The 11,213-nt window shown below is 67.7% G+C and carries 11 protein-coding genes and 1 pseudogene; 2 read left to right on the top strand and 10 right to left on the bottom strand.

The annotated features are described in order from the left end of the window. From L810_RS48725 to L810_RS23845, 5 genes and pseudogenes are all read right to left on the bottom strand, one after another. Positions 1–210 (bottom strand): annotated as a pseudogene (locus L810_RS48725) (lipase secretion chaperone); the annotation flags it as partial. 3 nt (positions 211–213) lie between these two features. Continuing rightward, a complete protein-coding gene (locus L810_RS23860; RefSeq protein ID WP_042975848.1) occupies positions 214–1,308 on the bottom strand; it encodes a triacylglycerol lipase in 1,095 nt (364 codons plus the stop codon). A 228-nt stretch (positions 1,309–1,536) separates the two neighbouring features. After that, a complete protein-coding gene (locus L810_RS23855) occupies positions 1,537–3,669 on the bottom strand; it encodes a TonB-dependent copper receptor (RefSeq protein WP_021160886.1) in 2,133 nt (710 codons plus the stop codon). Between the two features lie 83 nt (positions 3,670–3,752). After that, positions 3,753–4,121: a DUF2946 domain-containing protein gene (locus tag L810_RS23850; protein ID WP_021160885.1), complete on the bottom strand. Its 369-nt coding sequence runs from the start codon at positions 4,119–4,121 to the stop codon at positions 3,753–3,755. A gap of 159 nt (positions 4,122–4,280) precedes the next feature. Further along, positions 4,281–4,817, bottom strand: a complete 537-nt coding sequence (locus tag L810_RS23845; RefSeq protein WP_021160884.1) for a cytochrome b — start codon at positions 4,815–4,817, stop codon at positions 4,281–4,283. Positions 4,818–5,047: 230 nt separating this feature from the next. On the opposite strand from L810_RS23845, the gene L810_RS23840 reads away from it, so the two are divergent. Next, positions 5,048–5,686 carry a Pr6Pr family membrane protein gene (locus L810_RS23840; RefSeq protein WP_027791100.1) on the top strand — a complete coding sequence of 213 codons (639 nt, stop codon included), beginning with the start codon at positions 5,048–5,050 and terminating at the stop codon, positions 5,684–5,686. Positions 5,687–5,743: 57 nt separating this feature from the next. Here the strand turns inward: L810_RS23840 and L810_RS23835 are convergent, their stop codons facing one another. After that, the gene (locus L810_RS23835) at positions 5,744–6,478 is read right to left on the bottom strand and encodes a peptidoglycan DD-metalloendopeptidase family protein (protein WP_021160882.1); all 735 of its coding nucleotides are present in this window, start codon (positions 6,476–6,478) and stop codon (positions 5,744–5,746) included. A gap of 412 nt (positions 6,479–6,890) precedes the next feature. On the opposite strand from L810_RS23835, the gene L810_RS23830 reads away from it, so the two are divergent. Continuing rightward, positions 6,891–7,211, top strand: coding sequence for a hypothetical protein (locus L810_RS23830; protein ID WP_021160881.1), 321 nt, complete (start codon positions 6,891–6,893; stop codon positions 7,209–7,211). A 130-nt stretch (positions 7,212–7,341) separates the two neighbouring features. On the opposite strand, the gene L810_RS23825 is transcribed toward L810_RS23830, so the two are convergent. The 4 genes from L810_RS23825 to L810_RS23810 all read right to left on the bottom strand — a co-directional run bounded on the left by L810_RS23825 (position 7,342) and on the right by L810_RS23810 (position 10,931). Beyond that, positions 7,342–7,686: a DUF4148 domain-containing protein gene (locus L810_RS23825; protein ID WP_021160880.1), complete on the bottom strand. Its 345-nt coding sequence runs from the start codon at positions 7,684–7,686 to the stop codon at positions 7,342–7,344. 200 nt (positions 7,687–7,886) lie between these two features. Then, positions 7,887–9,299, bottom strand: a complete 1,413-nt coding sequence (gndA, locus tag L810_RS23820; RefSeq protein WP_021160879.1) for an NADP-dependent phosphogluconate dehydrogenase — start codon at positions 9,297–9,299, stop codon at positions 7,887–7,889. A gap of 97 nt (positions 9,300–9,396) precedes the next feature. Continuing rightward, a complete protein-coding gene (locus tag L810_RS23815) occupies positions 9,397–10,038 on the bottom strand; it encodes a DUF938 domain-containing protein (protein WP_021160878.1) in 642 nt (213 codons plus the stop codon). Continuing rightward, positions 10,035–10,931, bottom strand: a complete 897-nt coding sequence (locus L810_RS23810) for an NAD-dependent protein deacetylase (RefSeq protein ID WP_042975845.1) — start codon at positions 10,929–10,931, stop codon at positions 10,035–10,037. The genes L810_RS23815 and L810_RS23810 overlap by 4 nt, the downstream gene beginning before the upstream one ends. Positions 10,932–11,213 lie beyond the last annotated feature (282 nt).

Raw genomic sequence — 11,213 nt, 5'->3', positions numbered from 1 at the left:
CAGGCCCGTGCTTGCCGGCACGGCAGCCTGCGGCGGTGCGGCAGCCGGTCCGCGTGCCGCCGGCGCATCCGGCGACTCGCCGGATGCGCCCGTGCCGCCATGCCGGCCCGCGCCGCTCCACATCGCCACGCCGGCAATCGCCGCCAGCCCCACGACGCCATAAACCACGGCGCGGCGCGCCAGCGGCGTGCTTCCTCCTCGTGCCGTCATCGATTACACGCCCGCCAGCTTCAGCCGGTTCGCATGCGTGCGGATCACCGCGACCGGATCTTCCGCATACGCGCCGCGCACGCCGAGCAGCTGGTTGATCTCGTCGAGGTGGTTCCACTTGTAGCTCGTGCTCAGCACCTTGCCGTACAGCGCACTGCACTTCGACACGAGCCCGTCGTTCTGCCCGGAGCTGCGGTTGATCATCACCGTGCCGGTGCCGAACAGCGCGAGCGTCGACAGGTCGAGCACGTTCGCTGGATCGACGAGCGGAAGGGTGCTCGTGTCCGTCGCACCCGTGACGCCGAACACGGAGAGCGTCGGCTGGATCGCCGTGCCGGCCCACGAATACAGCAGGTGCGTGTTGCCGCCGACGGTTTCGGTCGGCGCGCCGGTCTGGCAACTGCCCGGCGCACCCAGGCCCGCGCTCGGATAGTTCTGGTTGTACGTGGCGGCTCGTGCGGTGGTCAGCGTCTGCAGTGCGGCGAGCGCGTCCTGGTTGGTGTTGTGGCTGCTGCTCGTCAGGATCCCGAACACATTGACGAACGCGGCGATCACCGATGACGAAAGCCCGGTCGGATCGTACGCCAGCACGTTCTGCACGAAGTCGGCGAATTCCGAGCCGCGATGCGGCGTGCCGATCGTCGTCACCGACGCAACGAGATCGGGCGCGACGGCAGCAACATAGCGCGACGAGAGGCCGCCCTGGCTGTGGCCGACGAGATTCACCTTGGTCGCCCCCGTCGCCGCGAGCACCGTCTTCACGTAAGCGAGCAACTGTTCGCCGCGCCCGTTCGGGCCGTCGTCGCTCTGGAAACCCGACAGGTTCGCGACGTAGACGGTCGCACCGTTCTGTTGCAGGTCCTCCTGGATGCCGTACCAATACTCGAGCACGCCGGCGAACTTGTCGGTGCCCGAGAGCCCATGCACGAGGATGATCGGGTAACGCGTCGCCGCGTAGCCATCGGCGGGCGTGGTCGCCGCCATTGCCGCGTGCGTCGTCGCGAGCGTCATCACCGCGGTCGTCCCCGCGAACGGCGCGATGCTCATCGCGCATGCCACTGCCCCTGCCACCACCCTGGAACGCATCGTCCTGGCCATGCATGTTCTCCTGATTATTGTGCTGCCGGTGCGAATGAAGCCGGATCGACACACACGATGCATCGCGAACGTCGCGTGCACCGTGTGCGTCGAATGCGGGAGTGAATCACGACTCGTGAACGTTTGCGCCCTGACTAGACACGGTTCTCTAATCGGTTGACGCGCCCCGCCCGTTCAGGCGGGGCCGCGTTCATGCGTGCGCATGCTGCAACGCACACCCGCGACGCGTTACAGCTTCGCGCTCACGCGCACCCAGGCGGTCCGGCCCGGCTCCATCACCGGCGAGTTCGCCGGATAGCCGAAGCCCGCGTTGCCGGCGAGGTTCAGGTGCTCGGTATAGGCCTTGTTCAGCACGTTGTCGACGCCCACCGATACCTGCACGGTCTTGCTCACGTTGTACTGCGTATGCAGCGAGAGCACGCCGAATCCGGCGCTCGGGCCGAAGTCCTTGCCGACCACGTTGCCCTCGTTCAGTGCATAACGATGCTGCGGCGCAACGATGCGCCACAGGCCCCCTGCCGACCACGCACCACGCGTGTATTCGAGCCCGATGCGTGCCTCGAGCGGCGGCATCTGCGGCAGCGGATCGCCGCTTGCGACGTTGCGCCCCCACGCATACGCGAGCGACGTCTCGACGCGCAGCGGCGCAACCGGCCGCCACGACACGCCCGCCTCGCCGCCCATGATCTGCGCATTGACGTTGGTCGCCTGCGTGGTCGGGCCCATCATGCCGGCCGAATAGTTGAACAGGATGAAGTCCTGCACGTAGCCCGCGTAGGCCGACACCCATGCATCGAGCCGGTCGCTCCTGTATTGCGCGCCGATGTCGAGCTGCGTGGTCTTTTCCGGCTGCACTGCCGAGAACGCGTTGACCGAACCGGCCGGCCCGCGCTTCGCGGAGAACAGCTCCCAGTAATCGGGATAACGCTCCGTATGGCCGATCCCCGCGTACCACGTGACGGGCAGCGAGGCGAGATCGCGTTCGTAGCGGATGAAGCCGCTCGGCAGCACGCGCGTGCGATCGTCGTCGAAGGTCGGATTCGGCTTGCTCTTCATCATGCCGCTCGTCGTCGGGCGCTTGTCGCGTGCGCTCGCATAGTCGACGCGCACGCCGCCGATCACGCGCGACACTTCGCTCGCGTACCACGTCAGTTCGCCGAACACGCCTGCGTTCCACATCGTCGCCTGCGCATCCCACGGCTGGTCGCCGTAGTTCTGCCGCCCCATCGCCGAGCGCGAGTCGAGCCGGTTCGATTGCGCATCCACGCCCGTCACGAGCTTGAAGTCGCCGGCAAAACGGAACGTCGCGGCTGCGCGCGCGCCGACCGTGCGACGCCGCACTTCCGACGCCATCCGCATCGGCATGCTGCTGGTCGGGTCGGGTTGCCGCAACGTGTAGTTGTCCATCACGTGATCGGCTTCGTTGTAGTACACGCGCGCCTCGATCCGGTCGAGCACGTCGCCGATGTGCTTCTTGTCGAACGACAGGCCGAACGTCTCGCGGCGGAAATGCGCGCCGTCCATTCCGCGCCCCGCGTAGCGCGCATAACCGTCGCCGGTGCCGGCGGTCAGCTCGACGCGCGTGTGGTCGTCCGGCGTCCAGCCGAGCGCCGCATCGGCGTTCCATTTGTCCCACTGCGACGGCACGGTGTTGCCGTTGCCGTCCTTGTAGTCCTGCGAATGCGCGTGGTTCGCGGTCACGCGGCCATAGACATCCGGCGTGCCGGCCGTCACGTCGACGTTCTGGTCGTTGCGGCCGAACGACCCGCCGACCAGGCTGCCCTCGAAGCGCATGCCGGGCTTGTCGAATCGCGGTGTCACGCGCTCGAACAGCACGGTGCCGGCCGATGCGCCGGGGCCGTACAGCACGGTCTGCGGCCCCTTCAGGACGGTGACCTTGTCATAGCTTTCCGGTGCGATATACGACGTCGGCGCATCCATCCGGCCCGGGCATGCGCCGAGCGTCGACATCCCGTTCGCCAGGATGTTCAGCCGCGAGCCGAACATCCCGCGCAGCACGAGGTCGCCGTTGGTGCCGCCGCTACGGATCGACGTGAAGCCGGGGATCGTCTTCAGGTAATCCGCGCCGTCGCTGGCGGGCAGCGGCTGGCGCGGGGTCTTCGGATCCGTGACGACGACGAGCGGCGTCGTCAGCGGCGATGCGACGACTTCGATGGCCGGCAGCGGCGCGGCCGTATCGTCGGCCGGCGCGCCGGCCGCGCGCGCCGTTTCGGCTGCCGCGGCGCTCGCGGCCAATGCGCCGGCTGCAAGCGCGGGAACGGTGAGTTTCAGCACGCGCGGCATGCGCCGCGCACAGGCATTGCGTGACGCCCGCGGCGCACGCAACTGGAAAATGGTCATGATCGAAAGCCCGAGTGACGCCCTCCGCACGGCCTCGACGGGCCGCACGGATAGCGGCGATGAAAAGAACGGAAAACAGCGCGTCAGGCGCGCTCGGGCGGTGCGCGCGGGTACGCGCGCGGATAGCGGTCGGTGCGCGCCGCGACGGCAGGCGGCGCGACGGCGGAGACGGAAACGACGGGAACGGCAGCGAGTGCCGTGGCGGCGGGCCCGCCGATCGCGGGACTGTGCGCGAAGAAACCGCAGTAGCCGCACGCATCGAGATGCAGCGCGTGGTCGTGCATGCGGCCTGCATCGGGTGACCGATGCGCGCCATGCTCTGCACTGCAGACAATTGCGTCGGGCGTGGCCGCCTGCGCGACGCGCCACTGCGACACCAGCGGCGCCGCGATCGCGAACCAGATCGCGAGCACGCCAAGCCAGGCGGTCAGGTGACGATGTCGGTGCAGCATGCGCGGCGCAGAGTAAGCGGAATGTAAAAACAGCCGAGATGTTACAGAATGTTTAACGCGCTGACCAGCGCGGATGGCGGTAAACGGAGCGGGGGCGCATGGTTGTCAACACAACCATGCGCCCCCGCCTGCTGCATGCTTCCGGAACGAACGTGCCGTTCAGGGCGCCATGCGCCGCAGTACGTCGTCGCGCCGGATGAAATGATGGTAGAGCGCGGCCAGCGCGTGCAATCCGATCACGAAATAGAACGCGTTGCCGATCAGCTCGTGCGCTTCCTTGATCGTCGGCCGCAGCGCCTTGTCGGGGCCGAACAGCGTGAACGACACGCCGAGCCAGTCGAGCGACACCGGCTTTCCGCCCAGGTTGATCATCATGATGCCGAGCAGCGGCTGCGCGATGATGAATACGTAGAGCGCGAGATGCGCGAGCTTCGAGAGCCAGCGTAGCAGCGCCGTTTGCGGAATGGCCTCGGGCACGCGGCTGACGACTCGCCACAGCACGCGCGGCACCGACAGCACGAGCACGAGCGTGCCCGCGGTGAGGTGCACGTTCATCCAGAACACCCGGCTGTCGCTGCCTTTCGGCCCGCGGATCTCGATGGCCAGGTAGGCCAGCGCCACCAGCGCGAACACGGCCCAGTGGAAGAAGATCGCGGGCGAGCTGTAGCGCGTCTGTTTCGCGAGGATGTTTCTCATGCTTCGTCTCGTGTTGTATGCGGGGATGGGCGCATGCCGCAATCGGCTCGGCAGCCCGGCAAAGCTGCCACGATTGTAGCCGCACGCGCGTCCGGTTTTGTGCGGCGAGGTCAAATATCGGACGAATCGTCAACGCACGCGCCGCGCGGGCCGTCATATGGAAAATCCGCATCGCGCCCGTAAACGGCTGTGGCACGATGAAGCTTTGGTGTCGACGTTGCGCGCGCATCATGAGCAAGGCGTTCTTCGTTGCGGCCTATCGGCTGACCGCCGCGTTGCTCGCGGTGTCGACGACGTTGCACAGCATCGCCGGTTACTGGGGCATGCCTGCATTCGAGCTCGGCAACTTTCTCAGCTACTTCACGCAACTGAGCAGCCTCTACGCGGCCGCGATGCTCGCCGCCGGGCTCTGGCGCATCGCCCGCCCCGGCTCGGCTCGCTACGAATCGATGCGCGGCGCCGCGGTGCTGTACGTCCTGATCACCGCGATCGTCTACGAGCTCCTGCTCGCGCGGCTCGATGCGCTGCGCCACGTCACGCCGGCGTTCAACAACTGGGTACTGCACCGGATCGTGCCGCTCGTCGTGCTGTGCGACTGGCTGTACGTGGAGCCGCGCCTGCCGATCCCGCGGCGCAGCGCGTTCGCGTGGCTCGCGTTTCCGGTCGTCTATCTCGGCTATACGCTCGTGCGCGGCGCGCTGGAGAACTGGTATCCCTACCCATTCGTCGATCCGCGGCCGCATGGCTACCTGCCGGTCGCGATCCAGTGTTCGCTGATCGCAATCGGCGCGGCGGCGCTCGCACTGGGCATTCGCTGGCTCGGCAATCACGCGAGACAGTCGGGCGCGGTGACGCTCGGGAAAGGATGAAGGCGGGAAACGCCTGAACGTGTGCGCCGCCCGGCGCACACGGGGCGAGGCGGGCCGTCAGCCGCCGTTGCGCGGCAGGAAGTTGATCGGATCGACGACCTTGCCGTTCTGGCGCACTTCGAACTCGAACGTCGAACGGCCGCTCGCGTCGGTGCCCATTTCGGCGACCGGCTGGCCCTGGCGCACCGCGTCGCCTTCGTTGACCAGCAGTTTGCCGTTGTGCCCGTAGGCCGTGATGAGCCCGTTCTCATGCTTCAGGATCACGAGCGGGCCGTAGGCCTTGACGCCGGACCCCGCATAAACCACGCGTCCGGCCGCCGCGGCCCGCACCGAATGGTCGGGGCCGGACGCGGCGATCACGATGCCGCGCGTCCTGCCGGCCGTGAACGGCGTCGCCACGACACCGGTGGCCGGCCAGGCGAGCGAGCCCGGCTGCGCGGCCGCCGAGGGCGGCTGCCCGAGCGACGTTTGCGCAGGCGGCGGCGCGACGCGCAGCACCTGCCCGGGATACACGGCATCGGTCGGCGCCATGTGGTTCCAGCTGGCCACGTCCTGCACGCGCTGCCCGTACGCGTTCGCGACGCCCGCGAGCGTATCGCCCGGATTCACGCGGTAATAGCCGGCGATCACGCCCGGCGTCGCGGCCGACGTGGGTGCCGACTGGCGCGCCGGCTGCCAGCTGTCGGTCCACGGCGTCATCGTGCAACCCGTCAGCGCGATGGCCGCGGCAACGAGTGCCGCCTGCGGCAGCCAGCGCGTCGGCGCATCGTGGATGGGAATAGTTTCTCTCAAGGGTCCTCCCGGATTTGCGTCGTTGCGCCGCCCACCGCCCCCCGGCGCGCGACGCACGATGTCCGGCCGGACGGCCGGACCAATCAGTATCCGACCGCTCTCGCGGCCGTCAGTTTCCACAGCGGAACATCGGCGCGATGGGCTCACCGGCCCCTTTTTCGCGCCGTTCCGATCGGCAAAGATACCATTTGTGGCGGTCAAGGCCGCGCCCGATGCCTGATCCGGCAACAATCTTGCGGTGCCGCAGCAGCGCGCCGGCCGCCTGCGAGCCCCGCCGGGCGGGCCTGCCGCGGATCTTCCGCACGCCTCGCCACCCACGCCTGCCGTATCGATCCCGTCACATTCTCCCCCGCGATCGCCACCTATACTCGGTGATGCACTGCGCGATCCAACGACAACGAGGAGCATGACAATGAACAACGCGACGTTTCTTTCCGTGCAGCTCAACGCCGACGATTTCTCCGGTTCCAGCGGCCTGGTCGAATTGCTCAACCGGCACCTGCTGTTCGCGACCGACGTCGCCGAGGCGGCCGATGCGCTCGTCCAGCTGGCGAGCGTCGCGCACATGACCGGCGCCACGCGCCACAGCGTCGAGCTGCCGGTCCTCGCGATCGAGCGGCTGCGCGACGCGCTCGACACGCTGAGCGGCTACGACGAAACGTGGCTGCAGGTGCTGGAACCGGCGGAAGCGCTGTTCCGGGATATCGGGCGCGGCAGGCGCCCGCTGCACTGAACCGACGGTCGGCGCAATACGCGCGCCACCAATGAAAACAGCCCGTCGTTCCGCTATCCGGAACGACGGGCTGTTCGTACTTCAGGGGACGGATCGGGCCGCCAACGCGGCCGCACCGACCGAACCCGCATTAACGACCCTTGTAGATCGGCGCGTCGTCAGCGATGCGCTTGACTTGCCAGCCGGTCTTGGCCTTGGCCGGTGCGCCGGATTCTTGTGCGGCAGCCGGTTGTGCGCCATAGCCGGTCGTGTCGGCAGCGGCAACGTTCTGTTGCGGGTTCAGGCGGGCTTCAGCGGCCTGAATGCTTTCCGGGTAGTTCGTACGGTCGCTGCCCAGCTTGTAGCCGGCCTGCTGGACGGCGACCAGGTCGGCCTTCACCTGTGCACGGGTGACGGGCGCATTCTGTTGGGCGAACGAGACGGCGGGAACGGCGAGAACGGCAGCTGCGGCGAACGTTGCGATCAGCGATTTCATGATTACCTCCGGGATTTTTTTGCTCCGCCGCACACACCATGTCTGCAGCGATGGAACAGAGTTTAGTCCCGGGAACACCTAGGGAAAACCATGAAAGAACGAAAACACTGTTTCCCCGGAGCCAACAATGCCGGCATCCGGGATAGAAAAACCCTATTCAAAGAATAGATTTTCGCAACAATGCCGCCCCCGCCGGCCGGTCAGGACCAGTTCGCGTGGAAGCTGCCCGGCTTGTCGGTACGCTCGAACGTGTGCGCGCCGAAGAAGTCTCGCTGCGCCTGCACGAGGTTCGCCGGCAGCCGCTCCGAACGATAGCTGTCGAAGTACGCGACGGCCGACGCGAACGCCGGTACCGGCACGCCTGCCTTCACCGCGGCCACCACGACGTCGCGCAGCGACGCCTGGTAATTCGCGGCGATGTCCTTGAAGTACGGATCGAGCAGCAGGTTCGCGAGCGCCGGATCCTTCGCGTACGCGTCCGTGATCTTCTGCAGGAAGCGCGCGCGGATGATGCAGCCCGCGCGGAAGATCTTCGCGATCGTCCCGAGATCGAGGTTCCAGCCGTATTCTTCGGATGCCGTGCGCAGTTGCGCGAAGCCCTGCGCGTACGAGATCACCTTGCTCAGGTAAAGCGCGCGGCGCACCGCTTCGACGAACGCGGCGCGATCGCCGTCGAACGGCGCGGCGGCCGGGCCCGACAGGATCTTGCTGGCCGCGACACGCTCGGTCTTCAGCGACGACAGCACGCGCGCGAACACCGACTCGGTGATGAGCGGCAGCGGCACGCCGAGATCCAGCGCGTTCTGGCTCGTCCACTTGCCGGTGCCCTTCTGCGCGGCGCGATCGAGGATCACGTCGACGAGGTGCTTGCCGGTCTCTTCGTCCTTCTTGCCGAAGATCTTCGACGTGATCTCGATCAGGTAGCTGTCGAGTTCGCCCTGGTTCCATTCGGTGTACACCGCGCCGAGTTCGTCGTTGGTCAGGCCCGCGACGTCCTTCAGCACCGAGTAGCTTTCGGCGATCAGCTGCATGTCGCCGTATTCGATGCCGTTGTGGACCATCTTCACGTAGTGGCCCGCACCGTCCGGGCCCATGTAGGCGACGCACGGCTCGCCGTCCGACGGCGCCTTCGCGGCGATCTGCTTGAGGATCGGCTCGACGAGGTCGTACGCGTCACGCTGGCCGCCAGGCATGATCGACGGGCCGCGCAGCGCGCCCTCTTCGCCACCCGACACGCCGGTGCCGATGAAGTGCAGGCCCGATTGCGCGAGTTCCTGGTTGCGGCGGATCGTGTCGGTGAAATGCGTGTTGCCGCCGTCGATCAGCACATCGCCCTTCTCGAGCAGCGGCTTGAGCGATGCGATCGTCGCATCGGTCGCTTCGCCGGCCTTCACCATCATCAGGATCCGGCGCGGCGTTTCGAGCGACGCGACGAATTCCTCGAGCGTATAGGTCGGCACCAGGTTGCGGCCGGGGAATTCGGCGATCAGTTCGTCGGTTTTCTCGCGGCTGCGGTTGTACACAGACACCGCGTAACCGCGGCTCTCGATATTGAGTGCGAGATTGCGGCCCATCACCGCGAGCCCGATCACACCGATTGCTTGTTTGCCCATTAGTCAATTCTCCGGAAAAAACGGGGCGCGACCCGAACCGGGTCGCGCGCACAGGCGAAAGGATAGTGGAAACCCGGCGGCGATGCGCGCTTGCGTGTCACTGCTCCGCGTGCGGCAGCCGCCGGAACACGACACTCAGGTTGTTCGCCGGCATCTCGACCACCTCGATGCAGTCGAGCCCGCGATCGAGGCCGAGCGCGACGACGGTTTCGAGATCGCGCACGCCCCACGACGGGTCGCGGCTGCGCAGTTGCAGGTCGAATGCCTCGTTCGACGGCGCCGTGTGCCGGCCCTCGCGGCGATACGGCCCGTACAGGAACAGCACGCCGCCCGGCCGCAACAGGCGCGACGCGCCCGCGAACAGCGCGTCGGTGCAGGCCCAGGGCGAGATGTGGATCATGTTGATGCAGACGATCGCGTCGAGCGCGTCGACCGGCCACGACGCGTCGCGCACGTCGAACGCCAGCGGCCCTTCAACGTTCGCGAGGCCCGCATGGGCAACCCACGCGGCGATCGAGCGGCGCGCCTGCGCATCGGGATCGCTCGGTTGCCAGTGCAGGCCCGGCAGCGCCTGTGCGAAGTGGACGACGTGCTGGCCCGTGCCGCTCGCGATTTCGAGCACGCGGCCGCTCGCCGGCAACACGCGGCGCAAGACGTCGAGGATCGGCCCGCGATTGCGTTCGGCTGCCGGCGCCGACAGCCGCGCGGACGGATCGGGCGAAGCGGTCGGATCGGTCACGATGCGTGCTCCGGTGCGTGGCCCGCGAGGCCCAGCCGCGCGGTGAGCGCGTCGAGCGCGGGTGCGCAGCGCGCCTCGACCTTCAGCGTCAGGATCGGATCGGCGCGCGTATGGCCGAGATTGAGCGCGGCGACCGGCTTGTGCTGCGCCTGCGCCCACACGCAGAAACGGTAGCCGGAATACACCATCAGCGACGAGCCGACGACGAGCAGCGCATCGGCCGCATCGAGTGCCTGCGACGCGAGCGCCACGCGCTCGCGCGGCACGTTTTCGCCGAAGAACACGACCGCCGGCTTCAGCAGCCCGCCGCACGCGGGGCACGCCGGGATGCGGAACGTGTCGAGCGCCGCCCATTCGAGATGCGCGTCGCCGTCTGCGGCAGGCTCGGCCTGCGCGCCCAGCAGCTCGGGATTGTCGGCCTCGAGCATGACCTGGATCGTCGCGCGCGCATGATGCGCGCCGCAGTCGAGACACGTGACGCCGTCGATGCCGCCGTGCAGTTCGATCACGTCGCCGCTGCCCGCGCGCTGGTGCAGGCCGTCGACGTTCTGCGTGACGAGACGCTCGATCCGCCCCGCGCCGCCGAGCCGCGCGAGCGCGACGTGCGATCCGTTCGGCTGCGCGCGGCCGACGACGGGCCAGCCGATCATGCTGCGCGCCCAGTAACGCCGCCGCGCGGCATCGGAGCCGAGGAATTCTTGGAGCTGAATCGGCGGCGAGCGCATCCACTGGCCGTTGCGGTCGCGATAGCCGGGAATGCCGGAGTCGGTGCTGATGCCCGCGCCGGTCAGTACCAGCAGGCGCGGATGACGTTCGACGAACGTCTGCAGCGCATCGAGTGCGGCCGGATCGATGCCGGCGGTTGAGGGGTCGTGCAGGGCTGTGTCGTTCATGTTGGCAACGCGTGATCGGGCGCGCCGGCAAGCCGTGCGCCCGCACGGGCAGCCAGGCACGCCAGCACATGATACAGAACGCCGCGCGATCGGGCCGATGGCCCGCGTCGCAAACCGGCGCACAAAAAAAGACGCCCATCAGCCACTCGGCGATGGGCGCTTCAACAATTGATCCATCGGGGTAGTGGATCAACTGACAGCACAATTTCGCGGCGCCCGCCATGCTGCGGCCGGCGAACGCTTCCCCTGGACTGCATGTATTCCGCGGTGCCGGACACATCG

Origin of the sequence: Burkholderia sp. AU4i (genome assembly GCF_000466765.1) — a bacterium.
GTDB classification, from domain to species: domain Bacteria; phylum Pseudomonadota; class Gammaproteobacteria; order Burkholderiales; family Burkholderiaceae; genus Burkholderia; species Burkholderia cepacia.
Note: the sequence above shows the minus strand (reverse complement) of the source record. Positions and strands in the feature narration are given on the sequence as shown.

Excerpts from the sequence above, each read along its gene's own strand:
- L810_RS23860 (WP_042975848.1), bottom strand. The coding sequence starts at position 1,308 with ATGGCCAGGACGATGCGTTCCAGGGTGGTGGCAGGGGCAGTGGCATGC.
- L810_RS23855 (WP_021160886.1), bottom strand. The coding sequence starts at position 3,669 with ATGACCATTTTCCAGTTGCGTGCGCCGCGGGCGTCACGCAATGCCTGT.
- L810_RS23850 (WP_021160885.1), bottom strand. The coding sequence starts at position 4,121 with ATGCTGCACCGACATCGTCACCTGACCGCCTGGCTTGGCGTGCTCGCG.
- L810_RS23845 (WP_021160884.1), bottom strand. The coding sequence starts at position 4,817 with ATGAGAAACATCCTCGCGAAACAGACGCGCTACAGCTCGCCCGCGATC.
- L810_RS23840 (WP_027791100.1), top strand. The coding sequence starts at position 5,048 with ATGAGCAAGGCGTTCTTCGTTGCGGCCTATCGGCTGACCGCCGCGTTG.
- L810_RS23830 (WP_021160881.1), top strand. The coding sequence starts at position 6,891 with ATGAACAACGCGACGTTTCTTTCCGTGCAGCTCAACGCCGACGATTTC.
- L810_RS23825 (WP_021160880.1), bottom strand. The coding sequence starts at position 7,686 with ATGAAATCGCTGATCGCAACGTTCGCCGCAGCTGCCGTTCTCGCCGTT.
- gndA (WP_021160879.1), bottom strand. The coding sequence starts at position 9,299 with ATGGGCAAACAAGCAATCGGTGTGATCGGGCTCGCGGTGATGGGCCGC.
- L810_RS23810 (WP_042975845.1), bottom strand. The coding sequence starts at position 10,931 with ATGAACGACACAGCCCTGCACGACCCCTCAACCGCCGGCATCGATCCG.